Genomic DNA, 25763 nt, shown 5'->3' with positions numbered 1-25763 from the left:
CGCAGCGGCGGCAGTGCCGCTTTTAGAAGCGCGCTTAGAGCGAGATTTCACACCAGACGACTTTCCCGCCAGTCAGAGGCCAATAGCAGCCCCATTCCTTGCAAACGCTCGCAATGATGGATAACCCCCGTCCGCTCTCGGCGTCCCAAGGAACATCGGTAGCGACAACCGGCGGGTTCAGTCGACTGTCAGCCACTTCAATGAGGACGTGAGTTCTCATGTGCCGCAGACTCAGCCGGACAGACTCGGGGGAAGACGAGAGTTCGGGCGCATCCTGAATGTGTTTGATGGCATTGGTGACCAACTCGCTAACGGCCAACTCCACGGCGTCCATGGGGTCGCCCCCGACCGACCAGGCGGCGAGTACATCGCGGGTGTGCCGTCTGGCCCAGGGCGAGGCGCCTGGATGCGCTTGCAGGTTGAGCTGACTCATGTATGGGGGCGGGGGTGGATTGGCCACGCGTGACACCTCCAAGGGGGCGGGGCCGCTCCGCAGTGGCGGGGCGTCGTTAAGCCTGGCCACCGGGCGCCGCGCGGGCCAGGGATGTAAGGGATGACGGGTATGCGTGCGACGTATGAAACCGGGCGGGCGGAGCCGGTAACGTCGGTAGACTCGAACTCCACAGCAGGCAATGAGCCTTGACGGACCTTCCCCCGGAGCAAGCACTATGGGCGTGCCAGCACAGCCGCGTTACTGCGCCAACTGCGCGACGCGTCTTGCGCGGGACAACACCGAGCGTCATTGCGCCGCATGCCGAAAAACGCAGCGCGCTAATCCCATGCGGCCTCCCACTGTGCCGGTGGCGTTTTGGCACACCGACCAAATGCGAGATGCGCTAGATACCTGGCACATGGGCAAAGTGCTCTACGCTTACCGCACCCATCCCCACCACGAGCGCCCACTCCCGCAAGAACTCGTCGCGGGCTGGCTCTACATGACACAAGCTCAGCTAAGCCGCATCGAAAAGGGCCAAGCCCCACAAGACCTCAGCAAGTTGACCCACTGGGCCGAAGTCTTGCGTATTCCGGCCGCACTGTTGTGGTTCAAACTCCCTAGCCAACGCCGCGCCCCCGAGCCTGAACCGCCGTTGAGTCCCGCACTTTCGTTGTGGGACGAACCGCAAGGGGACGCAACGGCTGGTGTGTTGAGTGGTGGGATATCTCCGTTTCCGGGTATGAGTATGCAGCAAAGCGGCGACCGCCTACTAAAGACTTTCCTGCACCTAGATGGAGAACTCGGCGGAGACAGTCTCTATCTGCCGCTCTCCCGATACGTGGCACGCATGGCCATCAACGTGCGAGAAAACCCCGCCGACGGACTTCTAGAGTTCGGTCAGTTGAACCAGATGGCCGGCTGGCTCGCCCTGGATTCCAACAACCACACCGCCGCGAAACGCTATTTGACCGCCGCTATCCAGGTCGGACACGAAGCCGACGACCCCGGACTATCCGCCAGTGCCCTGGCCTACATGAGCTTGCAAGAAACCTACCGGGGCAGACTCGGTCCCGCGCTTTCCCTGGCACAAACCGCCCTCGCCGCAAGTCCCCAGCAGCTCACGCCACTTGCCCGCACGAGTCTAGGAACGCGTCTTGCCCGCGCACATGCCGGACTCGGCAACGACAATGAATGCCTGCGGATTTTGGAGACCGTGCGCGAGGATTTCAGTCAAGCCAGAACCCGTCCCGAACCGTATTATCTGTCCTACGTGGATGATATCGAGGTCGCTGCCCAACAAGGCGCCTGCTATCTCGAATTGGGCATGGCCGATGAGGCAGAGGACGCGCTGACGACTGCTGTCAACCTGATTAAGACCCGCGCCCCGAACCGCATCCGGGATCACGTGCACTACCTGTCTCGCCTCGCGAAATGCTACCTACTCGATGGCGACGTAGAACACGCCTGCCAAACCGGGCGTGATGCTTTGGATCTTGGGCAAGTCATCGGCTCAGCGCGCGTCGCCGAACGGCTCGGAGAATTCAACACCGCTCTAGAGCCTCTGCACCGAATCCCGGCCGTAGGTGAGTTTAAAGAGCTGTTCCGTCTCGCTGCTGCGGGCGAACCTGTCTAAACACGTCCGAGGATCGCGGCGCGCAAAGCATCAAGCTCGGTGAGACTACTTAGAACAAGGTCAGCCCCGGCGGCTTCCAACTCGTCGGCGTTACTGCTTCCGGTGGCAACACCGATCGCGAAAGCACCGGCACCGTGCGCCCCGGTGATGTCATGCGGAGTGTCGCCGATGATGAACGTGCGCTTTCCCGCAAAGCTCGTGCCATATTTCGTTTCGGCTCGTTCGCGGGCAAGCCTAACGAGGTCGGCGCGGTCGTGCCCGTCGTCCCCGTATCCGCCTACCTCAAAGTCAATGCTCGCCGCGAGACCGAACGCCCGAAGTTTGGCGATAGCGATAGGACGAATGTTCCCGGTCACCAACGACTGAACCGCGTGACCGCCGTCAAAGGAGCCGATAGCCTCAGCAGCACCCGGCAACACCCGGCCAAGTTCACGGATGCGGCCTTTTGATTGCTCGGCCGCGACGCCGAGGGCACTATAAAAATTGTCAAACAACACGTCGGGATTACTGACCCCGTTAAGCCGCAAGGTGTCGGTGATAATCGCTCGTTCAGTGCGGCCCGTCATCGGTGGCATTTCGGTGAGAAGCCGCCCAGTCACGGCTTCAAAAGCACGGGCGTAGAAGATCCGGCCAACGCCCCCGGCATCAACAAGGGTGTGGTCCACATCCCAGAGCACCAGGGCGGCACCGTCGTAGCTGCTCTTGCTGCCTGTCGTCATCACCCCGGCATGCTCTCACGGCCCCCGACGCGGGCACAGAGACCGCGAGAGCGGCCCGGCCTGCCCGGCGGGCTGAAGGTTGGGATGGGCACCCAGAGCGGCCCCAGTGGGGAGCCGTGAGCAAGGGGTGGGCTGGCTCGTCGCGGTTGGGGATTCGCGCCGCCGCCCTGGGCACCGGCCATCCGCTACACCGGCCCTCTGGCAGCAGTGATAGGCGGAGGCCACTCCAGAGGCTCCGGATTGGTCAGACAGACCGGACCCCATTGAGAATGTTTCGTAGGGAGATGCCGCCAAACTCCGGGCCTGATCTCCTCAATTCGATTGCGGCACAACAAACATCGGAAAGAACGGAATAAGCGAGGCTCGGAGGGCATCGGCGCGTGTCTGAGACACAGTGTGTACTTGTACTTCTCGGATTCAGGAATGTCACGGAAGAGATGGCAAGTAATACAAGACAGGTCTACTTGCAGGGGCATTGCGTGATTGGGATTGGTCCGGTTCGTCGGTCTCGTGAGTGACGCGGCGTCATGTCCGTTGTGCAGCAAGGGGTCCGGGAGAGCAGAGCAGGCACGGTGCTGGTGATCATGTGGTTGTCGAGACCCATGAGAACCGAGCGAGACCGTGCCTGCCCGAACATCATCGCCCATTCCTTCCACACCGGGGAAACTGGGCTCCCCGACTGCTCCCCTCACCTCAAGCGATGTCGCTGACCTGCGGCGTTTCCTGATCCTGGTCGCCGATCCCCGCGATGCGCGCGGACTGCGGTATCCAGCTCTCACGTTGCTGTGCGCAGCCGTTTCGGCGGTACTGACCGGGGCCCGCTCACTCATCGCGATCAGCGAGTGGATCACAGATGCCCCGCAGCATGTGCTGGGCATCCCCGGCTTCGCTGCCGGTCCACTCACCGGTCTGCGGCCGGTGCCGCACGCCGCAACCGTGCGCCGCCTGCTGCAGCGTGTGGACGGTGACGCGCTGGACGCGGCGATCAGCGCGTATCTGAGGCCAGAACGCCATCCCCGGTCGTGCCGGGAGCGGAGAAAGGGCCAGCGCGACGGGTGACCGCGGTCGACGGCAAGGTGGTCCGCGGATCACGAACCGCAACGGCCGCGGCCATCCAGTTGCCGGCGGCGATGGATCACCACGGCGTGGTCCTGGCCCAGCGGCAGGCCGCCTCCAAAAGCAACGAGATCCCTTCCTTCGCGCCGTTGCTGGACGGTCTTGAGCTGGAGAACACGGTGGTGACCGCCGGCGCCCTGCACACCCAGCACGACCACGGGGCCTGTCTGACCAGTCGCGGCGCGCACTACGTGGCCGTCGTGAAGAAGAACCATCCGGGCCTGTATGCCAAGGTCAGGAAGCTGCCCTGGGGGGACATCCCGCTCGGGCACCGCACCCGCGACAACGCCCACCACCGCGAGGAGATCCGCCGGCTCAAGGTCACCGCGTTCAGCCACCTCGACTACCCCGGCGCCCGCCAGGCGATCCAAGCCGTACGGTGGCGACGCGGCCTGAGCACCGGGAAGCTGACCATCGAGCGCGTCTACCTGATCACCAGCCTGAGCGTCTTCGACGCCACCTACACCGAACTCGCCACCTGGATCAGAGGCCACTGGGGCATCGAGAACCACCTGCACCACGTGCGGGACCGCACGTTCCGCGAGGACGACTCAAAAGTCCGCACCGGCCACCTGCCCCGCGCCACGGCCTCCCTGCGCAGCCTCGCCATCAGCCTCTTCCGCCAGGACGGCCAGACCAACATCGCCGCCGCCCTCCGCCACACCGGCCGCGACTATCACCGGCCCCTACGAGCCCTCGGTCTCACGTGACGAACCCAGACAGATCTCAATCATGCAATGACCCTGGGTGCTCCCCTGCATCGGCGTGGGCAACTGGAGACGTGTGGTTAGTGCGTACGTCCCCCCTCGGACACCAGTCGGGACCCCCGCGAAGCGGGGGTCTTCTGCTTGCCCGGGTGCGGGCCGGGCACAATGGTCGTCATGATCGTGTCTTCCTGCCCGTGCGGGCCGGCCGAGCCGTACGGGAAGTGTTGTGGGCGGCGGCACCTCGGTGTGATGCCCGCGCCGACCGCCGAGGCCCTGATGCGCTCGCGTTACAGCGCCTTCGTACGCCGGGACGCGGCCTATCTGCTGCGCACCTGGCATCCGCGGACGCGGCCGGAGCGCCTTGATCTCGACCCGGGCATGCGGTGGACCGGCCTGGAGATCCTGGACACGAGCGACGGTTCCGCCTTCCACACCACCGGCACCGTGACATTCCGGGCGTCCTACCGCGGTGGCTCGCTGCACGAGCGCAGCCGGTTCGAGCGGGTCGACGGGGCGTGGGTGTACGTGGACGGGGAGTTCCTCGCGTAGGGCCTCCGCCAACTTGAAGTCACAGGTCAAAGGGCTGGTGTGACCGGTATTCGGGGTGCTCCCACCGGTCGGGTGCGCAGGAGGCGGGCGCGGGTGGCGGTGCGGCCGGTGATGATCACGGGGTCGAGTACGTCGTTGTCCATGCCATGGAAGCCGGGGTCCGCCAGCGCCCCGAGGCCGGCGGCGCGCAGGTGGGCCAGGATGTGGTCGTGGCGGGCGGCGGTGACGTCGTGGGTGCGGCCGGGTCGGGCGGCGGGCAGATCGGACGGCCCCTTTCGTCCGACGGCGAGTTCATCCCGCTCGGCCCGTGTCTCCGACAACTGCATGGCCAGGTGCTCTTCGAGTTCGTCCAGTTCCGCGCGCCGCACGGTGATCCGTTCCAGCAGCTCGGGATCCAGCAGGCACAGCCCGTGGTGCAGAAGGCCGAGGAGGGCCGGGATCTGTCCCTGGATGAGCAGCATCCTGGCCAACACGGCGACCGTCAGCTGGTGGCCTGACGGCCCGGCGTCACTTCAGGTGTCGGGTGAAGAACCGGGCCGCGGCATCTCCCGCGAACTGCGGGACGCCGGTGTGCCCTCCCATGTTGGCATGCAGCGTCTTCTCCTTGGAGCCGAAGGCGTCGAACAGGTCGAGGGCCGCCTGCCGGTCGTTGCCTTCGTCGTCCCACTGCAGCAGGACGTGCAGCGGAATGGTGACCTGGCGGGCCTCCTCGAACATGGCGCGAGGGACGAAACTCCCGGCGAACAGAACGGCGGCCGAGATGCGCGGCTCGACCACCGCCAGCCGGGTCCCGATGGAGATCACTCCCCCCGAGTACCCGACCGGGCCGCCGATCTCGGGCAGCGACAGGAGGGCGTCCAGGGCGGCCTGCCACTCCGGGACCGCCTTGTCGACCAGGGGGAGGACGAGGGCGTCGATGATCTCGTCGCTGACCGGCTCGTCGGCCTCCATGGCGCGACGCAGGTCGGCGCGGGCCTGCTCGGCGGCGGGCAGGCGGGGCCGGTCGCCGCTTCCGGGAAGCTCGATGGTGGCCGTGGCGAAGCCGTCCGCCGCGCAGTGCCGGGCTCGGGCCACCAATCGGGGGTACATCTTGCGCAGCCCGAGAGGAGGGGAGCTGAGCAGGATCAGCGGCGCCGGTGCGGATGCGGTTGCGGGCGTCCACAGGATGCCGGGGATCTCGCCCAGGGTGAACCGGCGCTCGAAAACAGCGTCGTCGAGACGCTGTTCAGAAGTGAATTGCATGGTCGTGCCTTTCGGGAGTGCCATTGAACGGCGCTCCCGGACGACCTATCGCCCGACCGTGACCCCGGAGGGAAGCACCCATGTCGATACGTTCACGGGTACCACCTCCTCGCTCTCTCGCACGGCTTCCGGAAACGTAGCAGTGGCTGCCGTGGTTCCGCCAGCAGGTTTCCGCGGAGGCTCCGGCGTCCGCTACGGCGCCAGTATGTCCAGTTCCTGGAGTGCGCCCACCGTGATCTCGCGGGTCAGGCGCTCGGCGCGTTCGGCGTCTCGTGCGCGTACCGCCTCGGCGACCTGGACGTGCAGGGTGACGGCGGCCGGGTCGGGGTCCTCGAACATCACGTCGTGGTGTGTGCGGCCGGCCAGCACCTCGGCGACGACACCGCCGAGGCGGGCGAACATCTCGTTGCCGGAGGCGGTGAGGACGACGCGGTGGAAGGCCACGTCGTGGAAGAGGTACCCGTCGAGCCGGTGGCCGCGCGAGTTGGCGACCATGCCGAGTGCGCACTCGGTCAGCTCGGCGCACTGCTCGGGCGTGGCCAGTCGCGCCGCGAGGCCCGCGGCCACCGGCTCGATCGCCGACCTCAGCACCGTCAACGAGCGTAGCTGGCGCGGGCGTTCGGCGCCGGCCAGCCGCCAGCGGATCACCTGCGGGTCATAGACGTTCCACTCGCACTCGGGTAGAACCGTCACTCCCACCCGACGGCGCGACTCGACGAGATGCATGGACTCCAACACCCGGACCGCCTCGCGCATCACGGAGCGCGACACCTCGAAACGCTGTGCCAGTTCGTCCGTGCGCAGGACGCTGCCCGCGGGGTATTCACCCGCCGTGATCGCGGGGCCGAGGGTGTCCAGTACGCGGCCGTGCAGCCCCCGGTCCAGTGTGCTCATGCACTCAGCGTACGGGGCGCGTCACGGGAACAAAAAGTCAGACTTATGCATCACAGGCTCTTGAATTCGTCGTACCTAATGGGTTTCAGTTGCGTCGACATCACATGTCGACGAAGACAGCAGACAGCGAGAGTGCGATGCAGCAACTGCACACCCCCCACGTCGTCGTGGTCATGGGAGTGGCGGGCACCGGGAAGACCACCGTCGGCCCGCTGCTCGCCGCCCGGCTCGGCGTTCCCTACGCCGAGGGCGACGACTTCCACCCGCCGGCCAACATCGCCAGGATGACGGCCGGGACCCCGCTCACCGACGAGGACCGCCGGCCCTGGCTGGACGCCATCGGCGCTTGGGCCCACGCGCGTGCGGGGCTCGGTGGGGTGGTGAGCAGCTCGGCGCTGAAGCGGTCGTACCGCGACCGGCTGCGGGCCGCCGCTCCCGATGTCGTCTTCGTCCATCTCACGGGCAGCCGTGAGCTGATCGAGGACCGGATGGCGCACCGGCGGGGGCACTTCATGCCGACCGCCCTGCTCGACTCCCAGTTCGCCACGCTCCAGCCGCTCCAGCCGGACGAGGCGGGGATCGCGGTGGACGTTGCCGGTACGCCCGAGGAGATCGCCGAGCGGGCGACAAGCGCCCTCAAGGACCTTCCCGAGCCGGTCCAGTAACCCCCCGCACCCTCCCCCGAATCCCCATCACCGCAAGGGAACCACCGTGACCAGACTCAGCGTCGAGGTGCTGGCAGCGGACACCGTCGAGCCGATCACCTCGGCCGGCCATGCCCAGTTGGGCATCGCCGTGCTCCTCGGTATCGCCGTCATCGTGCTGCTCATCACCAAGTTCAAGCTGCATGCCTTCCTGTCGCTGACCATCGGGTCACTGGCGCTCGGCGCGTTCGCGGGCGCGCCGCTGGACAAGGTCATCACCAGCTTCACCGCCGGACTCGGCTCCACCGTCGCGGGCGTCGGCGTCCTGATCGCCCTCGGTGCGATCCTCGGCAAGATGCTCGCCGACTCCGGCGGCGCCGACCAGATCGTGGACACCATCCTCGCCAAAGCGACCCCCCGGTCGATGCCGTGGATGATGGTGCTGATCGCCTCCGTCATCGGGCTGCCGCTGTTCTTCGAGGTCGGCATCGTCCTGCTGATCCCGGTCGTCCTGATGGTCGCCAAGCGCGGCAACTACTCGCTGATGCGCATCGGCATCCCGGCCCTGGCCGGCCTGTCCGTGATGCACGGCCTGGTCCCGCCGCACCCCGGCCCGCTGGTCGCGGTCGACGCGGTCGGCGCCAACCTCGGTGTGACGCTCGCGCTGGGGGTCCTGATCGCCGTCCCGACGGTGATCGTCGCCGGTCCGCTGTTCTCGAAGTACGCGGCCCGCTGGGTGGATGTTCCCGCGCCCGACCGCATGATCCCGCAGCGCGCCTCCGAAGAGCTGGAGAAGCGCCCCGGGTTCGGCGCCACCCTGACCACGATCCTGCTGCCGGTCGTGCTGATGCTGGCCAAGGCGCTCGTCGACATCACCGTCGACGACCCGGAGAACGCGGTGCAGCGCGCCTTCGACGTGATCGGCAACCCGCTGATCGCGCTGCTCGTCTCCGTGCTCGTCGGCATCTTCACGCTGCTGCGGCCCGCCGGGTTCGGCAAGGACCGCCTCTCCGGCCTGGTCGAGAAGGGGCTCGCGCCCATCGCGGGCATCCTCCTCATCGTCGGCGCGGGCGGCGGCTTCAAGCAGACGCTGATCGACTCCGGCGTGGGCCGGATGATCCTGGAGATCTCCGAGGACTGGTCCATACCCGCGCTGCTGCTGGCCTGGCTGATCGCGGTGGCGATCCGGCTGGCGACCGGTTCGGCGACCGTGGCGACCGTCTCCGCGGCCGGTCTGGTCGCACCGCTCGCGGCCGACATGTCGACGGCGCACGCCGCCCTGCTGGTGCTGGCCATCGGCGCCGGCTCGCTGTTCTTCAGCCATGTCAACGACGCCGGCTTCTGGCTGGTGAAGGAGTACTTCGGCCTGGACGTGGGCCAGACCGTCAAGACCTGGTCCGTCATGGAGACGATCATCTCGGTGGTCGCGGGCGCGCTGGTCCTGCTCCTGTCGCTGGTCATATAGCGGTCGTACGACCGGACATCCGTGGCCGTGCGGACGTACGTCCGCACGGCCACGCGGCCCCGCGCCCCCCGGTCAGGAGGAGGCCGCCTTGTCCAGCTGGAAGGCCTCGTTGCCCTGGCCGATGCGGGCGTGCCGCTCGGGTGCGCGGGCGCGCAGGAACAGCCCCTGGACCACGCCGGCGACCGCGGCGAGGCCGATGATGCCGGGCAGCAGCCGGCTGAGGGCGGATCCGGGGCCGGCGCCGACGAGCACGTCGAAGTCCTTGACCGTGTAGCCGGCGATCACCAGCAGGGCGACACCCGCGACGGCGGAGGTGGCCAGGCGCACGCCCTGGGTGCCGGCGGCGCCGCGGCGGACGAAGAAGGCGACCACGGAGAAGGAGGCGGCGGCCATCAGCACGATGACGCCGAGCGCGCCGACGTTGCCGCCCCAGGTGAACAGGTGCAGCACGGGCTGGGTCGGGTCGCCGGCCGGCTTGTCGTCGGCGATCGCGAAGCCGACGACCACCACCGCGGACACGGCGGTCTGGAGCAGCGAGCCGGTGCCCGGGGCGCCGCTTGAGCCGCTGGTGCGCCCGAAGGCGGCGGGCAGGAGCCCCTCGCGCCCCATGGCGAAGGCGTACCGGGCGACGACGTTGTGGAAGCTGAGCAGGGCGGCGAACATGCCGGTCACGAAGAGCACGTGCAGCACGTCGGTGAAGGTGCCGCCGAGCCGGGACTCGGTGAGGAAGAACAGCAGCCCGGCGCTCTGCTCCTGCGCGGTGCCGACGATCTGGCCGGGCCCGGTGGCCACGGTCAGGGCCCAGCTGCTGAACGCGAAGAAGACGGCGACACCGCCCACCGCGAGGAACATGACCCGCGGCACGAGCACGTGCGGCCGGCTGGTCTCCTCGGCGTACACGGGAGCCTGTTCGAAGCCGAGGAAGGCGGCGATGCAGAAGCACAGCGCGGTCCCGACACCGGCGCCGGTCAGGGTGTCCGGGTTGAAGGCGTGCAGCGACAGGCCCTCCGCGCCCGGGTCGGCGACGGCGGCGATGTCGAACACCACCACGAGGACCACCTCGATGAGCAGCAGGACACCGAGCACGCGCGCGTTGACGTCGATCTTCAGCCAGCCCAGCGTGCCGACCGCGACCACGGCCAGCAGCGCCGGGATCCACCAGGCCACCTCCAGACCGGCGTAGGTCGACAGCAGGCCGGAGACCTCGAAGCCGAAGATGCCGTAGATGCCGACCTGGAGGGAGTTGTACGCGACCAGCGCGACCAGGGCGGCTCCCGCGCCCGCGGTGCCGCCGAGTCCGCGGGAGATGTACGCGTAGAAGGCGCCCGCGTTGTGGACGTGCCGGCTCATCTCGGCGTATCCGACGCTGAAGAGGATCAGCACCACGCCGAGCACCACGAAGAGCAGCGGCTGTCCCACGATGCCCATCACCGCGAAGGTGGTGGGCATGACGCCCGCGACCACCATCAGCGGGGCGGTGGCGGCGAGTACGGACAGCAGCAGGCCGCCCGTGCCCAGCCGGTCGGCGCGCAGTGCCCGCTCCTGGCCCTTGAAGGTGCTGATGTCCCCGCCGTTCGCGGATCTGCTCGTGCTCGAACTGCCCGTGGTCATCGGGGAACTGTCCTTCTTCCGTGTTCGTGGGGTGTCAGGCCGTGCCGAGGGCGCTCGCGCGGGCGGCACGGAAGGCGGAGTACGGGTCGCGGTCCGGGTAGGACCACGGGGCGGGCGTGGCGTGCTCGCCGATGCGGTGGAACAGGGCGGCGGCCTCGGCGCCGCGGCCCTCGCAGTACTTCGCGTGGGCGAGGAAGTTGAGGTCGATCAGCCGGCGCGGATGGCCCTCCTGCTCCCACTCCAGCCACCAGTCGAAGGCGGCCTTCATCACCAGCCGGGCGCGGCGGCCGACCCAGTGGCCGGAAGCGTTGGGGTCGGGGGGCTCGTTGCCGGCGGCGGCCAGCACGCGGTAGCGCTCGGCGTGCGCGACGACCGGGAGGATGGCCAGCGGGGAGTCGGCGGGGGCCTGTTCGGCGGCCCAGTTGGCGAAGTCGTACACCTCGTGCAGCGGGTCGGGGCCGTCGTCGACGCCGCGCTGGGCGAGCCGGGCCACCATCAGGTGATGGGCGTGGTGGTGGTCGGCGTACCGTCCGCGCACCTGCTCGAAGGCCCGTACGACGTCCTCGTCGGTGCCGAGCGAGTGCTCCAGCACGAGGAGTCCGAGCCAGGGTGTGGGGTCGTCGGGGACGAGCGCGACGGCGCCCCGGCAGGCCTCCCGGGCCCGGTCGGGTTTCTCCTTGCCGCGCAGGGCGCGGTGGACCTGGGCGAGGGCAAGCAGGACGGTCGCGTCGGCCGAGTCGGGTTCGGCGAGCAGCCACTCGCGGGCCCAGGGGACGCAGTGGGGCTCCTTGGCCAGTACGGTCATCCGGTGCCCGCGGCGGTCCCAGTCGTCGCCCGTGTGGACCAGCAGGGAGCGGACCGACTGCCATCGGCCCTGGGCCAAGGCGGCGCGTGCCGCGATGAGTTCGGCGTCGTCGAGGGCCTCGTCGAAGGCCTGGGCCGCGCGTTTGCGAGCGCGGCCGAGGGGAGGCGGGGGTGGGGACACCGCGGGAAACTTCCTCACGCGACGCGGTAGGTCGTCGTAGCCGGACTGCCATGAACCGATCACACACAGCAAACCCCCAGCCAAGGCTTGGCGTCAAGGGGAACCGGTCCGCTACCCGCGTCAACTCATGTCATATCAGCGGAACTTGTCACCGGCCCCGGCCTCCCCCCGGCCCCCGGATGCGCCAGTCGCCCGGCGTCCGGCAGCCGTCGGCGCTAGAGTCGGCCCCGACGCCCCCGTGACCCGACTGCCGATCGAGGTACGCAGCGTGTCGGTTCTGGTCCTCGCTCTCGCCGTGAGCGCCGCCTGCTGTCTGGGCTTCGGTTTCGTCCTCCAGCAGAACGCCGCCCAGCACGCTCCGCTGGGCGACTTCCTCTCGCCCCGCCTGCTGCTCGACCTCGTGCGGGTGCCGCGCTGGCTGGCCGGCATGGGACTGATGGTGGCCGGCATGGTGCTGGGCGCGCTCGCGCTGGGCGGTGGCGAACTCACCCTCGTCGAGCCTCTCCTGGCGACGAACCTGCTCTTCGCCCTCGCCCTGTCCCGCGTCCAGACCCGGCAGCCGCTGGGCCGCCAGGGCTGGGCCGGCCTCGCGCTGCTCGCGGGCGGGGTCACCGCGTTCATCGTGGCGGGCGAGCCGCGCGGCGGCAGCGCGCCGACCGATCCGCTGCGGCACTGGCTGATCGTCGGCGTGATGCTGGGCCTGGCCCTGCTGCTCACGGCGTGCGCCGGGCGCTCCCGGCTGACCTGGGGCCCGACCCTGCTGGCCCTGGCCGCCGGTCTGCTGTACGGGGTGCAGGACGCGCTGACCCGGGTGAGCGGCCGGCGCTTCTCTGCGGGCGGCCTGGCGGAGCTGCTGACGGGCTGGCAGCCGTACGCGGTGGCGGTGCTCGGCGTCACCGGGCTGGTCCTGGTCCAGAGCGCCTTCGAGACGGCGCCCCTGCGCAGGTCGCTGCCCGCCCTGACGGCGGCCCAGCCGCTCGCGGGCATCGCCTGCGGGGTCGGTTTCCTCGGCGACCGGCTGCGGACCGACACGGGGGCGCTGGCGTGGGAGGCGGGCGGACTCGCGGCGGTGGTGACGGGCATCGTCCTGCTCGGCCTGCACCCGGCGATGCCGCGCGGCACGGGCGAGACCGGACGGCCGCGGACCCTCCAACGGGGCTGAGCGGAGCGCACCACCGGGACACGCGGCGCCCGGTGGACGCCCCTCGGACCGGCGCCACCCGGACCCGCGCTGCTTGGATGGGCGTATGAGCGCTGCTGACGAGATCCTCGACGTCGTCGACGAGAACGACCGCGTCGTCGGGCATGCCCGGCGGGGTGACGTGTACGCCCAAGGGCTGCGCCACCGCTGTGTGTTCGTGTGGGCCCGGGACCCCGCCGGACGGGTGTTCGTCCACCGCCGCACGGCGACGAAGCTGGTGTTCCCCGGCCTGTACGACATGTTCGTCGGCGGAGTGGTGGGCGCGGGCGAGTCCTACGACGACGCGGCGCTGCGGGAGGCGGAGGAGGAACTCGGGGTGAGCGGACTGCCGCGCCCCCGGCACCTCTTCACGTTCCTGTACGACGACGGCGCCGGGCGGACCTGGTGGTCGTCGGTGTACGAGGTCCGCTGCGCGGGCCCGGTCGCTCCACAGGTGGAGGAGGTGGCCTGGCACGGGTTCCTGCCGGAGGCGGAACTGGAGCGGCGGCTCGACGAGTGGGAGTGGGTGCCCGACGGCCTGGCGGCCTACAAGCGGCTGCGGACCCGGCGGGGGTGACACGGCCCACGGCCGGCCGGGAGCCACCGCCCGATAGGGTCACCAAGTGATCGAATTCGTGCGGAACGCCCGGCTCTGGTTCACGCCCGGGGAGGTCCGGGAGGAGGGCGGCACCCCCGACTACCGGTTCTCGCTGGCGAACGAGCGCACCTTCCTGGCCTGGCTGCGCACCGCGCTGGCGCTGATCGGCGGCGGGTTCGCGGTGGACCAGTTCCTGCCCGACCTGCGCTGGGGCTGGCGGGTGGGGCTCGCGCTCGCGCTGCTCGCCTCCGGCGTGCTGTGCTCGCTGCGCGCCGTGAACCACTGGGTGCGCTGCGAACGGGCCATGCGCCGGGGCGAGGATCTCCCCGTTTCCCGCTTCCCGGCCCTGCTCAGCCTGGTCGTCGCCGTGGTCGCCGTGGCCATGGTCGTCGTGGTCCTCGTCGACTGGGAGGGCTGAGCGTGACCGCCGACGCCGGCACCACGGCCCCGGACCGTGACCCCGGGCTCCAGCCCGAGCGGACCCGGCTCGCCTGGCGCCGCACGACCCTCTCCGGCACCGTCGTCGCCGTACTCGCCGCGAAGACCGTGCTGCACGGCGGCGCGACGACCGCCTCGGTGCTCACGGCCGCCGTGTGCTGCGCCCTCTGGCTGGCCCTCCTCCGCGTCGCCCACGGCCGCATCCGCGACCTCGCCGCCACGAACAGACCCCGCGCCCTCACCCCGCCCCACGCCACGGCGGCGGTCCTGTGCACGGTGGCCCTCGCGGCCTGCGGCGCCTTCCTCGTCCTCTGAGCCCCGGCCCGCGCCTGCGCGGGCCGGGGCGGGAGTCGTCCGTGGTGCCGATCACGTTCCGTTTCCCCACTGGACGACATACCGACCGGTCGGCATCATGAGTCGGGTACTGTTCACCTGCCGCAGGGAGCGATGATGAGCCCCGACCACCCGCCCGGACTCGATCTCGACCGGCTGCGCGGTCTGCTCGACCGCGAGCGGCCGGGTCTGGTGGCCGGCCCGCTGTCCGGCCGGCTGATCGAGGGCGGACGGTCGAACCTCACCTACACGGTCTCGGACGGCACCGCGCGCTGGGTGGTGCGGCGCCCCCCGCTCGGCCATGTCCTCGCCACCGCCCACGACATGAGGCGCGAGCACCGCGTCATCAGCGCCCTGCACCCGACGAACGTACCGGTGCCGCGCACCGTCCTGCTCTGCGAGGACGAGGAGGTCCTCGGGTCGCCCTTCTACGTCATGGAGTTCGTCGAGGGCACCCCGTACCGCACCGCCGACCAGCTCGCCGCGCTCGGCCCCGAACGCACCCGCACCGCCGTGCTCAACCTCGTCGACACGCTCGTGGAGTTGCACTCCGTGGACCCCGCGGACGTGGACCTCGCGGACTTCGGCCGGCCCGAGGGCTTCCTCGACCGCCAGTTGCGCCGCTGGGCCAAGCAGTTGGACGCCTCCCGCGACCGCGACCTGGCCGGCATCGACGAGCTGCACGCCACGCTCGGCCGGGAGCTGCCGCGCTCCCCCGCCCCGGCCGTCGTGCACGGCGACTACCGCCTCGACAACGTCCTGATCGGCGGCGAGGACGACGGGATCCGGGCGGTCCTCGACTGGGAGATGTCCACACTCGGCGACCCGCTGACCGACCTCGGCCTGCTGGTGATGTACAGCATGCCGCTCGGCATGCCCGACTCCCCGGTCTCCACCACCGCCGAGGCCCCCGGCCACCCCTCGCCCTCCGAGCTGGTCGAGCGGTACGCCGCCCGCTCGGGCCGCGACGTGTCCGCCGTCTCCTGGTACACGGCGTTCGCCTGGTTCAAGCTCGCCGTGATCCTGGAGGGCATCCACTACCGCTACACGCTGGGCCAGACGGTCGGCCGCGGCTTCGACCGCATCGGCGACCTCGTCCCCGTCTTCATCGAGCACGGCCTGACCACCCTTCAGGAGGGCTGATCCGCCATGGACTTCGCGTTCGACGCACGCACCGAGGAACTCCGCGCCAGGCTGCTCGCCTTCATGGACGAGTACGTCTACCCGGCCGAGCGGGTGGCCCACGAGCAGCGCGCCCGCCTCGCCTCCGCGTGGGACACGCCCCAGGTCGTGGAGGACCTCAAGGCCGAGGCACGCCGCCAGGGCCTGTGGAACCTCTTCCTGCCCGACGCCGGGTACGGCGCGGGACTCACCAACCTCCAGTACGCGCCACTCGCCGAGATCACCGGCCGCAGCCCGCAGTTGGCGCCGACCGCGACGAACTGCGCGGCGCCCGACACCGGGAACATGGAGGTGCTGGCCCAGTTCGCCGACGAGGCGCAGAAGAAGCAGTGGCTCGAGCCGCTGCTCGCCGGTGAGATCCGCTCGGCGTTCGCGATGACCGAGCCGGACGTGGCCTCCTCGGACGCCACGAACGTCACCACGCGCATCGAGCGCGACGGCGACGAGTACGTCGTCACGGGCCGCAAGTGGTACATCTCGGGGGCGATGAACCCGGACTGCCGGATCTTCATCGTGATGGGCAAGACCGACCCGGAGGGCGCGGACATCCGCCGCCAGCAGTCGATGGTGCTGGTGCCGCGCGACACGCCCGGCGTCACCGTGAACCGGGCGATGCGGGTCTTCGGGTACGAGGACCACGACCACGGCGGCCACGCCGAGGTGACCTTCGACCACGCGCGCGTGCCGGTGTCGAATCTGATCGGCGAGGAGGGCGGCGGCTTCGCCATCGCCCAGGCCCGCCTGGGCCCCGGCCGCATCCACCACTGCATGCGGCTGATCGGCATGGCCGAGCGCGCGATCGAGCTGATGTGCCGCCGCGCGGTCTCCCGCAACGCCTTCGGCAAGGCGCTCGCCCAGCAGGGCGTGGTCCACAACTGGATCGCCGACGCCCGGGTCACCGTCGAGCAGTTGCGGCTCCTGGTGCTGAAGACCGCCTGGCTGATGGACACCGTCGGCAACCGGGGCGCCCACACCGAGATCCAGGCCATCAAGATCGCCACGCCCCGCGCGGTGGTCGGCATCCTCGACCGGGCGATCCAGTTGCACGGCGCGGGCGGCGTGAGCCAGGACTTCCCGCTGGCCGAGCTGTACGCCGGCGCCCGGACGCTGATGATCGCCGACGGCCCGGACGAGGTGCACCAGCGCTCGCTGGCACGCCGGGAGATCAAGAAGTACGCGTAACGGCCGCAGGCGGCGGCCGAAGTGGTGGTGATCCGCGCGGGCCCGGAGGAGAGAGACGAGACGGGGCCGCGCGAAGGCCCCGCCGGCGCTCCGGCGGATCGTCTCGCCGCGGGCCCGCACACCGCCGGCCGGTGCCGAGGAGACGCGACTCGCGGGCGCGGCGGGCGCGGGACCGGTCACCGGCCGGCCGGTGAGCGGCGACGCCACCCGGATCGGACGCCGGTGGATCCGGTCGGGGCCGGGATCGGGGTGGCGTTCGTGCCGCGGCGGGCCGCGGTCGCGTGGTGGTGCCCGCCGGTCACCTCACGGGCGCAGTGCCCGCAGCAGCAGGTCCGCCAGGTGGTCGGCGACCTCCTGGGGGCTGAGCGGGCCGTCGGGGCGGTACCAGGTGGACAGGTGGTGGATGGAGCCGAAGTGGTAGTCCACCACCAGGTCGGCCGGGGTCTCCTTGGTGAAGACGCCGGACCGCTGGCCCTCCTCGACGAGCGCGCGGAAGCGTTCGTGGTAGCGCCGGCGCTCGGCGCGTACCTGCTTGTTCTTCTCCGGGCTCAGCTGGTGCATGGAGCGGAAGAAGATCGACGCGTCGTCGAGGTTGTCGATGGTGGTGACGACGACGTCGGCCGCCGCGTCCCGCACCCGCTTCTCGACCGGGTCGTCCGAGCCCGCGAAGGCGTCCAGGCGTTCCTGCTGGAGGCGCAGCACGCGCGCGTACACCTCGTGCAGGAGGTCGTCCTTGGAGCCGAAGTAGTGGTAGAGCGCCCCCTTGGTGACGCCGGCCGCCTCCACGATCTCCTGCACCGAGGTGCGGTCGTAGCCCCGCTCCGCGAAGAGCCGGGTGGCGGCGGCCAGGAGCCGCTGCGGCACCGGAGTGCCGTCCCCGTCCGTGGTCCTGGGCACTGCCGTCACCTGCCTTTCCGTTTCGCTGTCCGTTCACTGTGCGTCCCGACGCCTGCGGGAGGAACGCGGTCCCGACGGAGGATCTTCCCACTCGCGGCGGAGCCGGTCACCGGGCGGTCGACTCCTCCCACTGCCGCTGGAGCCGGTTCATGCCGTGCAGCCAGCGGTCGGGTCCGGCGGCGCGGGCCCGGTAGTACTCGGCGGCCTCGGGGTGCGGCAGGATCAGGAAGCGGTCCTCCTCGATGCCCTTGAAGAGGGCGTCCGCCACCTCCGGCGGTTCGATCGCGGTGGGCTGGAGCACCAGGTCGCCCGCGCTGCCGGTGGCGGCCAGCATGTCGGTGCGCACGCCCTGCGGGCAGATGGCGTGGACCTTGATCCCGCGGTGGCGGTAGGTCAGGGACAGCCACTCGGCGAAGGCGTAGGCGCCGTGCTTGGTGACGCTGTAGGGCGCGGCGCCGATCATGGTGAGCAGTCCGGCGGCCGAGACGGTGGAGACGAAGCGGCCGGCGCCGCGCTCCAGCCAGTCGGGGATCAGCTCGTGGGCCGCCCGCACATGGGCCATGACATTGACGTCCCAGGCGAGCGCCCAGACGGCCTCGCCCGCCGCCTCCGAACCCCCGGCGCCGACGCCCGCGTTGGCGCAGTACACGTCGACCCGGCCGCCGAGTGCCTCGCGGGCCTCGGCGACGGTCGCGGAGGCGTCGCCGGGGACCGCGACGGCGCCGATCTCGTCGGCGACGGCCTTCGCGCGGCCGGCGTCCAGGTCGTTGACGACGACCCGGGCGCCCTCGGCGGCGAAGCGGCGGGCCAGCGCGGCCCCGATGCCGCCTCCCGCCCCGGTGACGACGACTCCGGCATCCCGCACGGCTTGACTCATCGGTCTCCTTCGACACGGCTCTGGCGCTGCTGGCAGCGCCAGACTAACCAGTCGGTATGTGCGACGGAAGAGGTCAAGCGCGCCTCGCCTCGTTCCGTGCGGCGGGGGACACGGGTTAGCGTGCGTGCGCATGACACCCGCCGCGATCACGGAGGTCACCGCATGACGCTGTCCAGACGGAATCTGCTCGCCTCGACGGCCGCGGTGGCGGCCGGTGCCACGGCCGCCACCGCGGGCCCGGCACGGGCGACGGGCGGGGGCCACGGCGACCGGGAGCCGCGCACCGGCTTCGAGCGCCTCGCCGGCGACGGCTACGCCCTGCTCGACGGGCAGAAGGTCGGCATCGTCACCAACCCGACCGGCATCACCCGGGACGCGCGCCACATCGTCGATGTCATGCACGCCGACGACCGGGTGAACCTGACCGCCGTCTTCGGCCCCGAGCACGGCTTCCGGGGGACCGCTCAGGCGGGCGGCTCCGAGGGCCGTTACGACGACCCCGCGACCGGCCTGCCGGTCTACGACACGTATCTGAAGAGCGGGCAGCCGCTCGCGGACATCTTCACGGCGTCCGGGGTGGACACCGTCGTCTTCGACATCCAGGACGTGGGCGCCCGCTTCTACACCTACATCTGGACGCTGTTCGACTGCATGGAGGCGGCCGTCCCGGCGGGCAAGCGGTTCGTGGTCCTGGACCGGCCGAACCCGGTGACCGGGCGGGCGGCGCTGGGCCCGGTCCTGCACAAGGAGTTCGCGACCTTCGTCGGCCGGCAGCCCGTCGCGCAGGCGCACGGCATGACGGTCGCCGAGCTGGCCCGGCTGTTCAACCGCGAGTTCCTGCCGTCGCCGGTGCCGCTGGAGACGGTGCCGATGACGGGCTGGCGGCGGTCGGACTTCTACGACGCCTCCGGACTGCCCTGGGTGCCGCCCAGCCCGAACATGCCGACGCCCGAGACGGCCCTGGTCTACTCCGGCACGTGTCTGTTCGAGGGCACGAACCTGTCGGAGGGGCGCGGCACCACCCGTCCGTTCGAACTGCTCGGCGCCGAAGGCCTCGACGGGGGCTGGGCCGCCGCCGCGAACGAACTCGGTCTGCCCGGTGTGCGGTTCCGCGAGGCGTACTTCGCCCCGACCTTCTCCAAGTTCGAGGGGAGGACCGTCGGCGGTGTGCAGCTCCACGTGCACGACCGGGCCGCCTTCGACCCGGTGCGCACCGGGATCGCCCTCCTGGTGAGCGCCAAACGGGCCTGGGAGGGCTTCGCCTGGCGCCCTGACGACTGGATCGACAGCCTCACCGGCTCCACGCGGGTGCGCACGATGATCGACGCGGGCGCGGACACCGACGAGGTGGTGGGAGCCTGGCAGGGGGAACTGGCGGCGTTCCGCAGGACGCGCCGCCAGTACCTCCTCTACGGGTGAGCCCCCGGCCGGCCGGTCACCGGTGGGAGGTGAACTCCACGACCTGCTGGTAGGTCGGCCGGTTCTGCCAGCCGATGCCGCCGTGCCTGATGCCGCCCAGGGTGCGGTGGATCACCGAGTCGGCGCACCACTGGTCGCCCGCCGAGCAGTTCTCGTCGCCGGGGTAGACCTGGGCGGCGGTGCGGCCCGCCGCCTCCTTCAGGGTGGCGACCAGGGTGTCCCGGCAGGCGGCGAGGTCGCCGCCGCCGCAGTAGGGGCGGGCCAGCGGGCCCTGGACGGACTCGCCGAGCACCACCCGGATGTCCTTGTCGACATAGCTCCACCAGCCGTACTGGAAGGCGCTGCCGGCGTGTGCGCCGGTCGGGCCGTGGGCGGCGGACGGGGACTCGTCGACGGGCAGGTTGCGGGTGAAGGCGGTGTACAGGTCGCCGCCGAGGCCGGGTTCGAACTCGGCCTTCACCAGCAGCGGCCACCAGGCGTCCAGGGTGCGGATCGCGTCGGCGTGGGCGTACCTCTTCGAGCCTGCCGAGGTCTCCGCGCGCAGGCCGCCCGCCGCGAGCCACGCCCTGAGCCGGTCGGCGGCCGTCCTGGCCCCGGGGTCGGTCACCGGCGCGCTGTCGATCACCTTCAGCAGGCCGGGCAGGACGTCCTCGGCCCGCAGGTCGGCGAGGCCGGCCTCGGCCATGGCCCGCACCAGCGCGGCGCGGGTGACGCCGCCCTCGGCGACCAGTTTCCCGACCCGGTCGTCGAGGAGGTCGCCGCGGTGGACGGAGCCGTTGCCCCAGGAGGCGGCCGGGTAGTCCTTGGCCTGCTTGTTGTTCCAGGAGATGTAGTAGTCCTGGTCGACCGACCGCGGGTGGGCGGAGGCGGGTGTGTACCGGGCGGTGTTGGCGGCCGGGTCCCAGTCCCGCCACTCGTACGCGGGCCGCGCCCAGACCGGGAACTCGGCGTCGACGCCGTCCGCGCGCACCGGGTTGTCGCCGCTGTTGTAGTACGCGGTGTGCTCGGAGTCGGCGTAGAACCAGTTGAAGGTGTAGTTGATGTGCTGGACGGCGCCCTGGAAACGCTCGGGGCCGTCGAGGTAGTCGGGGTCGTTGAGCATCTGGAAGCCGATGATGGAGTCGGCCTCGTGCAGGTAGGAGGAGCGCAGGGTGGTGTAGGCGACCTTCTTGCCGCCGACCGTGGCGCGGTACTCGACCGGGCCGTACTTCGTGCGCCAGACCCGCATCGTGTAGGAGCCCGCCGCGGTGGAGTCGGCGACGGTCGGCTTCCAGGCGTTGCGGCGTTCCACCTGCTCCATCGGTGTGCAGGTGCCGCGGTAGAGGTAGTGGTGGTCGTCCTGGCACAGCTCGACCGCGTAGGTGTCGATGATGTCCTGGCCGGAGGTGGTCGCGCTCCACGCGTAGTCCTGGCCGCGGCCGAGTTCGACGTACATGCTCAGCCCCGCGAAGGAGGCGCCGCGGGCGCTGATGCCGGGGCCCTGGATCTCCTGGAGCATGAGGAGCTGGGGTGCGAAGTAGCCGGTCTGCGGGCCGAAGACGGCGACCGGGTGGCCGCTCGCGGTGTGTTCGCCGCTGACCACGAGCGCGTTGGACATGCCGCGCCTGGCCGAGGCCGCCGCCGTCTTCGCCGCGGCGGCGGAGGCGCCGGTCGCGCTCGCCGGGACGGCGCTGCCCGTACGGTCGTACACCAGCGGTTCCGCCTCGACCGTCCCGGCGTCGGGCAGGGCGCGGCCCTGCGGGTCGTCCGGCGTGGGCAGGTAGGGGAAGCTGCCGGTCCGCTGGGTGAGGACCGCCTCGGGGTCGTTGCGCTGGCGGAAGGACTCCCAGACCTCGGTGCCCTCGGCCACGCCGTACTTCTCCTGGGCGGCCAACAGGGAGAGCGCGTTGTCGACCTCGCCGCCGCCCCCGGCGCCGAAGAGGGAGCCGATGACGGAGGCCAGGGCGATCAGGTCGGCGCGTTTGAAGGGCGCTATGGTGCCCGCGTTGGTGATGGAGTCCTTGTGGCCGGTCAGGACGTACTCGCCGGGGAAGTAGCGGCCCTTGTCGGAGGCGTCGATGTAGGCGTTGACCCCGGCGACGTAGGCGTCCACGTCGGCCAGGGCCAGTTCGCCGCGCTCGCCGGCCTTGGCGGCGGCGCTCTCGATCTGGGCCTCCAGGTCGGCCTCGGTGTACGGGGCGCTGCGCCAGAACTGCTGTTCCAGGCCCTGGTTGGCGGGGTCGCCGCCGGCGAAGGGCGTCAACTGGCCGCGCCCGACGTGCCGGAAGAGGTCCATCAGCCACAGCCGGTCCTGGGCCGCCGCGTAGCCGGCGCCGAACTCGGTGCCGTAGCGGGTGGTGCCGGTGATGTGGGGCACGCCGGTCTTCTTGTCGCGGACGATGCTCACGTCGTCGCGTCCGGCGGGGCGCAGGGTGGAGGCGACCTGGTCGGCCGGGACGCCGAAGGAGGCGTCGTTGAAGAAGGTGTTGATCTTGTCGTTGGTGAGGGCGGAGTAGCCGGTGGCAAGTCCGGCGTAGGGCCCGAGCTGGTCCTCGGCGTGGGCGGGCTGGGTGCCGAAGGCCTGGTTGAGGAGGATCTCGGCGAGGGTGGCGTTGCCGTTCTGGCCCGGCGGCAGGATGTCGGAACACTGCCCGCCGCAGTGGTCGTTGGCCGCCGCCTCGGCGGCCGTGGTCCCGGCGGTGTCCGGCCCGGCGGCCAACGCCGGGGAAAGCGGTGACAAAAGACCGGCAATGAGGGTGCATACGAATGCACTCTTCAGGAACCCGTGGAAGCCGCGGGGAGTTCTCAGTGTGTCGAGGACGTTGCGTGGGGTGCGCCGTGGCATGGCAGCTCCTCCCGACGGGGGTGGGGCGGGACGTTACCGCCGGTATCCCCGAGTTGGAAGATGAACATGCGTCACTTTTTTGGAGTGGGTGGATCGGCTTATGGGGGGCATCGGAAATCGGATGGAGCCGAACCGCCTGTCGATACGTCTACTCGGCGACGTCCGTATGACGACGCCGAAGTGACCGAAGTACAGGTGCAGGTGTGACGGAGGTGCAGGGCTATGGCCGGTTTCCGAAGTCTGGCGAGACAGGTCCGCGATCCACGGTGCGACCTGGCGCTGCGGCGCTATTCGCTGCGCAAGTGCCTTGAGCGTTTCGCCCCTTACGGGCACAGGGCGACCTGGGACCATCTCTGCTCCCGGGCCGGGTTCGGTCCCGAGGACCGCTCCCCCGACCCAGCGCGGCTCGTGGCCGCACTGGAGGAGCTGGAGGAGGCGCGTTCGGTGTGGCTGGCCTACGAGGTCGAGTTCGCCGAGCGGCGCAGGAAGGAGAAGCACGACGGGCTGCGCAGGCCGGGCAGCGTGGACGACTGGCACCGGCTGACCTGGGGCGGTTTCGGCGTCGCCTGGTGCGACGACCCCCGCGTCCACCCCGGCGGGGCGCTGGCGGAGGTGCTGCGCGGTCTGATCTCCGCGCTGGAGCGTGAGCCGGGCTCCGGGTGCCCGGTGTGCCACGGGGACCGCCTCGTGTGGAAGTACGACCTGGATCACGAACCCTCCACGGGCCCCGTCTGCGCGGACTGCGGGATCCTGGTCCCGCGCCCCGTGCTCACCGCCGACGCGCTCACGGACGCCCGGCGGGGGCGGTTGCTGATGTCGGCGTAGCCGGCGGCGGGGGTGCGCAGGGGATGCCGTACCCCCGATGACGGCGGACCGGCGGGCACGGCCGGCGGGACGCCCACCACCGGGTCACCGCGACCGCCGCGTCACGGCCTCGGCGGACAGGACGACCGACCGGGCGGCGCGGCACCGCACTTGACGGGCCGGACCGAAGACGCCGCAGCCGCATGCCCCGGCACCGGGCCACCCGGCCGTCAGCCGCGGCACTCCGTCCCACGGTCGCGCCCGCGGCCCGCACGCCCGCCGGGGGTGGTGGGGTCGCGGCGCTCCACCAGCAGACGGGAGCCGGTGAGGCGCCCGCCGAAGACATCGTCGGGGTTGGACAGGACACAGGTCTCCAGGGACAGACAGCCACAGCCGATGCAGTCGGTGAGGTGGTCGCGCAGCCGGTCGAGCTGCTTGATGCGCTCGTCCAGTTCGGAGCGCCAGGACTCGGAGAGCCGGGCCCAGTCCTCCCGCGTGGGGGTGCGCTCCTCCGGCAGCTCGGAGAGCGCCTCGCGGATCGTGGCGAGCGGGATGCCGACCCGCTGGGCCGCGCGCACGAAGGCCACCCGGCGCAGCGCGTCGCGGCCGAAGCGACGCTGGTTGCCCGCGGTGCGGCGGCTGCTGATCAGGCCCTTGGACTCGTAGAAGTGCAGGGCGGAGACGGCGGCGCCGCTGCGCGCGGCGAGCTGGCCGACCGTGAGTTCGTGAATCTTCTCGGGAATCTGAGGCACCCCTCGAAGCCTACCGACTCGGCCGCCCCGGCCCCGCCCGGTCCGTTGACACGGGCCTCCCGGACGACCATGCTAAGCAGTCGCTTAGGTTCCATCGAGCGGGTCGAGCAGATCGCGCGAGCAGAGAGGCCGGGACATGGCAGAGCCGAGGATCTTCACCTCCCCCGACGAGGTGAAGGCGGCGGTGGGCGAGCAGTTGGGGTACACCGACTGGCTGGAGGTCGACCAGAAGCGCATCGACCTGTTCGCCGAGGCGACCGGCGACCACCAGTGGATCCACGTGGACCCGGAGAAGGCCGCGGCGGGCCCGTTCGGCACCACCATCGCGCACGGCTATCTGACCCTGTCGCTGCTGCCGCTCTTCGGACCGCAGCTGATCAAGGTCGAGGGCGTGAAGATGGGCGTCAACTACGGCACCAACAAGGTCCGTTTCCCCTCCCCCGTGCCGGTCGGCTCGCGGCTGCGCGCCACCGCGACGATCACCGGTGTCGAGGATGTCAAGGGCGGGATCCAGGTGGCCGTCGCCTTCACCGTGGAACGCGAGGGCGGCGACAAGCCGGCGTGCGTCGCCGAGTCGGTCTCGCGCTACTACCTCTGAGCGGCGCCGGAGGGTCCGGCTCCCACCATCCGCAGGACGAGGTCGGCGTAGAGCGCGCCGACCTCGTCGGGCGTCCGGGGACCGTTCACGTTGAACCAGCGGGCGACGTTGATGCAGAGCGAGAGCACCGCGAGCGTCGTGGCCCGCACGTCCGGCACGTCGAACTCGCCCGACGCCACCCCGTCCTCGACGATCCCGCGCACCTCGGCGTCGACCTGCCGGCGCAGCGCGAGGATCTCGTCGCGGGCCTCGGGTCCGAGCGCGTCCAGCTCGTACTGCACCACGCGCGCGGTGGTACGCCGTCCCGCGTGCCAGCGTACGAAGGAACTCACGGCGTCGGCGAGCCGCTCCGCCGCGCTGCCCTCGCCCTCGGCCGCCGTCCGCAGGATGGACAGCGCCCGGTCGTGGCCGATCCGGCTGATGCGGTGGAGCAGCTCTTCCTTGGTCTTGTAGTGGATGTAGAGCGCGGCCGGGCTCATGCCGGCCCGCCCGGCGATGTCGCGGGTCGTGGTCGCGTGGTACCCGCGCTCGGCGAACGCCTCCACGGCGGCGACCAGGAGTCGCCGGGCCGCGTCGGGCGTGACCTCTTCCCACGGCTCGGTGTCGCCGCCCGCCGTCTCGGCCGCCGTACTCATCGCTCGTTCGCCCCTCTCGGTGACAGGAGCACCACCATACCGC

27 protein-coding genes are annotated in these 25763 nt (G+C 70.7%); 15 read left to right on the top strand and 12 right to left on the bottom strand.

Annotation, left to right across the window (positions count from 1 at the left end; genetic code table 11):
* Window positions 1–34: 34 nt before the first annotated feature.
* Window positions 35–433, bottom strand: a complete 399-nt coding sequence (locus AC4IHM_RS26655; protein ID WP_490870945.1) for an ATP-binding protein — start codon at window positions 431–433, stop codon at window positions 35–37.
* Between the two features lie 418 nt (window positions 434–851).
* Here AC4IHM_RS26655 and AC4IHM_RS26650 point away from each other — a divergent pair, with 418 nt between their 5' ends.
* Complete coding sequence (locus AC4IHM_RS26650; RefSeq protein WP_490869523.1) at window positions 852–2069, top strand: NsdA family TPR-like regulatory protein; 1218 nt, start codon at window positions 852–854, stop codon at window positions 2067–2069.
* Here AC4IHM_RS26650 and AC4IHM_RS26645 read toward each other — a convergent pair.
* Complete coding sequence (locus AC4IHM_RS26645) at window positions 2066–2788, bottom strand: HAD family hydrolase (protein ID WP_490869522.1); 723 nt, start codon at window positions 2786–2788, stop codon at window positions 2066–2068. The two genes, AC4IHM_RS26650 and AC4IHM_RS26645, sit on opposite strands and share 4 nt — an antisense overlap.
* Before the next feature lie 621 nt (window positions 2789–3409).
* Between AC4IHM_RS26645 and AC4IHM_RS26640 the strand changes: the two genes are divergently transcribed.
* From AC4IHM_RS26640 to AC4IHM_RS26630, 3 genes are all read left to right on the top strand, one after another.
* A complete protein-coding gene (locus AC4IHM_RS26640; protein WP_490869521.1) occupies window positions 3410–3847 on the top strand; it encodes a transposase family protein in 438 nt (145 codons plus the stop codon).
* Complete coding sequence (locus AC4IHM_RS26635) at window positions 3844–4614, top strand: ISAs1 family transposase (RefSeq protein WP_490869520.1); 771 nt, start codon at window positions 3844–3846, stop codon at window positions 4612–4614. Before AC4IHM_RS26640 ends, AC4IHM_RS26635 begins: the two co-directional genes overlap by 4 nt.
* A 162-nt stretch (window positions 4615–4776) precedes the next feature.
* Window positions 4777–5160, top strand: a complete 384-nt coding sequence (locus tag AC4IHM_RS26630; RefSeq protein WP_490869519.1) for a YchJ family protein — start codon at window positions 4777–4779, stop codon at window positions 5158–5160.
* Window positions 5161–5186: 26 nt separating this feature from the next.
* Here the strand turns inward: AC4IHM_RS26630 and AC4IHM_RS26625 are convergent, their stop codons facing one another.
* The 3 genes from AC4IHM_RS26625 to AC4IHM_RS26615 all read right to left on the bottom strand — a co-directional run bounded on the left by AC4IHM_RS26625 (window position 5187) and on the right by AC4IHM_RS26615 (window position 7296).
* Window positions 5187–5621, bottom strand: coding sequence for a hypothetical protein (locus tag AC4IHM_RS26625; protein WP_490870944.1), 435 nt, complete (start codon window positions 5619–5621; stop codon window positions 5187–5189).
* 46 nt (window positions 5622–5667) lie between these two features.
* Complete coding sequence (locus AC4IHM_RS26620; protein ID WP_490869518.1) at window positions 5668–6402, bottom strand: dienelactone hydrolase family protein; 735 nt, start codon at window positions 6400–6402, stop codon at window positions 5668–5670.
* Window positions 6403–6594: 192 nt separating this feature from the next.
* A complete protein-coding gene (locus AC4IHM_RS26615) occupies window positions 6595–7296 on the bottom strand; it encodes a FadR/GntR family transcriptional regulator (protein ID WP_490869517.1) in 702 nt (233 codons plus the stop codon).
* Between the two features lie 137 nt (window positions 7297–7433).
* Between AC4IHM_RS26615 and AC4IHM_RS26610 the strand changes: the two genes are divergently transcribed.
* Window positions 7434–7961: a gluconokinase gene (locus AC4IHM_RS26610; RefSeq protein ID WP_490870943.1), complete on the top strand. Its 528-nt coding sequence runs from the start codon at window positions 7434–7436 to the stop codon at window positions 7959–7961.
* 46 nt (window positions 7962–8007) lie between these two features.
* A complete protein-coding gene (locus AC4IHM_RS26605) occupies window positions 8008–9405 on the top strand; it encodes a GntT/GntP/DsdX family permease (RefSeq protein WP_490869516.1) in 1398 nt (465 codons plus the stop codon).
* Window positions 9406–9477: 72 nt separating this feature from the next.
* On the opposite strand, the gene AC4IHM_RS26600 is transcribed toward AC4IHM_RS26605, so the two are convergent.
* Window positions 9478–11016, bottom strand: coding sequence for an APC family permease (locus AC4IHM_RS26600; RefSeq protein ID WP_490869515.1), 1539 nt, complete (start codon window positions 11014–11016; stop codon window positions 9478–9480).
* A 34-nt stretch (window positions 11017–11050) separates the two neighbouring features.
* Window positions 11051–12001, bottom strand: coding sequence for a hypothetical protein (locus AC4IHM_RS26595; RefSeq protein WP_490869514.1), 951 nt, complete (start codon window positions 11999–12001; stop codon window positions 11051–11053).
* 268 nt (window positions 12002–12269) lie between these two features.
* On the opposite strand from AC4IHM_RS26595, the gene AC4IHM_RS26590 reads away from it, so the two are divergent.
* The 6 genes from AC4IHM_RS26590 to AC4IHM_RS26565 all read left to right on the top strand — a co-directional run bounded on the left by AC4IHM_RS26590 (window position 12270) and on the right by AC4IHM_RS26565 (window position 16914).
* The gene (locus AC4IHM_RS26590) at window positions 12270–13163 is read left to right on the top strand and encodes a DMT family transporter (protein ID WP_490869513.1); all 894 of its coding nucleotides are present in this window, start codon (window positions 12270–12272) and stop codon (window positions 13161–13163) included.
* 85 nt (window positions 13164–13248) lie between these two features.
* A complete protein-coding gene (locus AC4IHM_RS26585; protein WP_490869512.1) occupies window positions 13249–13758 on the top strand; it encodes an NUDIX hydrolase in 510 nt (169 codons plus the stop codon).
* Between the two features lie 46 nt (window positions 13759–13804).
* A complete protein-coding gene (locus tag AC4IHM_RS26580) occupies window positions 13805–14197 on the top strand; it encodes a YidH family protein (RefSeq protein WP_490869511.1) in 393 nt (130 codons plus the stop codon).
* A 2-nt stretch (window positions 14198–14199) separates the two neighbouring features.
* A complete protein-coding gene (locus AC4IHM_RS26575; protein WP_490869510.1) occupies window positions 14200–14532 on the top strand; it encodes a DUF202 domain-containing protein in 333 nt (110 codons plus the stop codon).
* 135 nt (window positions 14533–14667) lie between these two features.
* On the top strand, window positions 14668–15693 hold the full coding sequence (locus AC4IHM_RS26570) for a phosphotransferase family protein (protein ID WP_490869509.1): 1026 nt from the start codon (window positions 14668–14670) through the stop codon (window positions 15691–15693).
* A gap of 6 nt (window positions 15694–15699) precedes the next feature.
* Window positions 15700–16914, top strand: coding sequence for an acyl-CoA dehydrogenase family protein (locus AC4IHM_RS26565; RefSeq protein WP_490869508.1), 1215 nt, complete (start codon window positions 15700–15702; stop codon window positions 16912–16914).
* A 303-nt stretch (window positions 16915–17217) separates the two neighbouring features.
* Here the strand turns inward: AC4IHM_RS26565 and AC4IHM_RS26560 are convergent, their stop codons facing one another.
* Both AC4IHM_RS26560 and AC4IHM_RS26555 read right to left on the bottom strand, forming a co-directional pair.
* On the bottom strand, window positions 17218–17811 hold the full coding sequence (locus AC4IHM_RS26560) for a TetR/AcrR family transcriptional regulator (RefSeq protein ID WP_490869507.1): 594 nt from the start codon (window positions 17809–17811) through the stop codon (window positions 17218–17220).
* Between the two features lie 106 nt (window positions 17812–17917).
* Window positions 17918–18688, bottom strand: coding sequence for an SDR family oxidoreductase (locus tag AC4IHM_RS26555; protein ID WP_490869506.1), 771 nt, complete (start codon window positions 18686–18688; stop codon window positions 17918–17920).
* Between the two features lie 162 nt (window positions 18689–18850).
* On the opposite strand from AC4IHM_RS26555, the gene AC4IHM_RS26550 reads away from it, so the two are divergent.
* Complete coding sequence (locus AC4IHM_RS26550) at window positions 18851–20107, top strand: exo-beta-N-acetylmuramidase NamZ family protein (RefSeq protein ID WP_490869505.1); 1257 nt, start codon at window positions 18851–18853, stop codon at window positions 20105–20107.
* Window positions 20108–20123: 16 nt separating this feature from the next.
* Here AC4IHM_RS26550 and AC4IHM_RS26545 read toward each other — a convergent pair whose 3' ends face one another.
* Window positions 20124–22931 (bottom strand): penicillin acylase family protein, encoded by a 2808-nt coding sequence (locus AC4IHM_RS26545; RefSeq protein ID WP_490869504.1) that lies wholly within the window; start codon window positions 22929–22931, stop codon window positions 20124–20126.
* A 222-nt stretch (window positions 22932–23153) separates the two neighbouring features.
* Between AC4IHM_RS26545 and AC4IHM_RS26540 the strand changes: the two genes are divergently transcribed.
* Window positions 23154–23756 (top strand): hypothetical protein, encoded by a 603-nt coding sequence (locus tag AC4IHM_RS26540; RefSeq protein ID WP_490869503.1) that lies wholly within the window; start codon window positions 23154–23156, stop codon window positions 23754–23756.
* 209 nt (window positions 23757–23965) lie between these two features.
* Here AC4IHM_RS26540 and soxR read toward each other — a convergent pair whose 3' ends face one another.
* Window positions 23966–24487: a redox-sensitive transcriptional activator SoxR gene (gene soxR, locus AC4IHM_RS26535; RefSeq protein WP_490869502.1), complete on the bottom strand. Its 522-nt coding sequence runs from the start codon at window positions 24485–24487 to the stop codon at window positions 23966–23968.
* Window positions 24488–24623: 136 nt separating this feature from the next.
* Between soxR and AC4IHM_RS26530 the strand changes: the two genes are divergently transcribed.
* Window positions 24624–25085: a MaoC family dehydratase gene (locus AC4IHM_RS26530; RefSeq protein WP_490869501.1), complete on the top strand. Its 462-nt coding sequence runs from the start codon at window positions 24624–24626 to the stop codon at window positions 25083–25085.
* Here the strand turns inward: AC4IHM_RS26530 and AC4IHM_RS26525 are convergent.
* Window positions 25076–25720, bottom strand: a complete 645-nt coding sequence (locus AC4IHM_RS26525; protein ID WP_490869500.1) for a TetR/AcrR family transcriptional regulator — start codon at window positions 25718–25720, stop codon at window positions 25076–25078. The genes AC4IHM_RS26530 and AC4IHM_RS26525 overlap by 10 nt on opposite strands.
* Between the last annotated feature and the right edge of the window lie 43 nt (window positions 25721–25763).

The sequence above is a fragment of the Streptomyces sp. SL06 genome, assembly GCF_058244745.1.
Note: the sequence above shows the minus strand (reverse complement) of the source record. Positions and strands in the feature narration are given on the sequence as shown.

Bases quoted from the DNA above. Each gene is read 5' to 3' on its own strand.
- AC4IHM_RS26615 (WP_490869517.1), bottom strand. From the start codon at position 7,296: ATGAGCACACTGGACCGGGGGCTGCACGGCCGCGTACTGGACACCCTC.
- AC4IHM_RS26655 (WP_490870945.1), bottom strand. From the start codon at position 433: ATGAGTCAGCTCAACCTGCAAGCGCATCCAGGCGCCTCGCCCTGGGCC.
- AC4IHM_RS26545 (WP_490869504.1), bottom strand. From the start codon at position 22,931: ATGCCACGGCGCACCCCACGCAACGTCCTCGACACACTGAGAACTCCC.
- AC4IHM_RS26565 (WP_490869508.1), top strand. From the start codon at position 15,700: ATGGACTTCGCGTTCGACGCACGCACCGAGGAACTCCGCGCCAGGCTG.
- AC4IHM_RS26585 (WP_490869512.1), top strand. From the start codon at position 13,249: ATGAGCGCTGCTGACGAGATCCTCGACGTCGTCGACGAGAACGACCGC.
- AC4IHM_RS26610 (WP_490870943.1), top strand. From the start codon at position 7,434: ATGCAGCAACTGCACACCCCCCACGTCGTCGTGGTCATGGGAGTGGCG.
- AC4IHM_RS26525 (WP_490869500.1), bottom strand. From the start codon at position 25,720: ATGAGTACGGCGGCCGAGACGGCGGGCGGCGACACCGAGCCGTGGGAA.
- AC4IHM_RS26570 (WP_490869509.1), top strand. From the start codon at position 14,668: ATGAGCCCCGACCACCCGCCCGGACTCGATCTCGACCGGCTGCGCGGT.
- AC4IHM_RS26600 (WP_490869515.1), bottom strand. From the start codon at position 11,016: ATGACCACGGGCAGTTCGAGCACGAGCAGATCCGCGAACGGCGGGGAC.
- AC4IHM_RS26530 (WP_490869501.1), top strand. From the start codon at position 24,624: ATGGCAGAGCCGAGGATCTTCACCTCCCCCGACGAGGTGAAGGCGGCG.
- AC4IHM_RS26625 (WP_490870944.1), bottom strand. From the start codon at position 5,621: ATGCTGCTCATCCAGGGACAGATCCCGGCCCTCCTCGGCCTTCTGCAC.
- AC4IHM_RS26645 (WP_490869522.1), bottom strand. From the start codon at position 2,788: ATGACGACAGGCAGCAAGAGCAGCTACGACGGTGCCGCCCTGGTGCTC.
- AC4IHM_RS26540 (WP_490869503.1), top strand. From the start codon at position 23,154: ATGGCCGGTTTCCGAAGTCTGGCGAGACAGGTCCGCGATCCACGGTGC.
- AC4IHM_RS26550 (WP_490869505.1), top strand. From the start codon at position 18,851: ATGACGCTGTCCAGACGGAATCTGCTCGCCTCGACGGCCGCGGTGGCG.
- AC4IHM_RS26650 (WP_490869523.1), top strand. From the start codon at position 852: ATGGGCAAAGTGCTCTACGCTTACCGCACCCATCCCCACCACGAGCGC.
- AC4IHM_RS26555 (WP_490869506.1), bottom strand. From the start codon at position 18,688: ATGAGTCAAGCCGTGCGGGATGCCGGAGTCGTCGTCACCGGGGCGGGA.
- AC4IHM_RS26630 (WP_490869519.1), top strand. From the start codon at position 4,777: ATGGTCGTCATGATCGTGTCTTCCTGCCCGTGCGGGCCGGCCGAGCCG.
- AC4IHM_RS26620 (WP_490869518.1), bottom strand. From the start codon at position 6,402: ATGCAATTCACTTCTGAACAGCGTCTCGACGACGCTGTTTTCGAGCGC.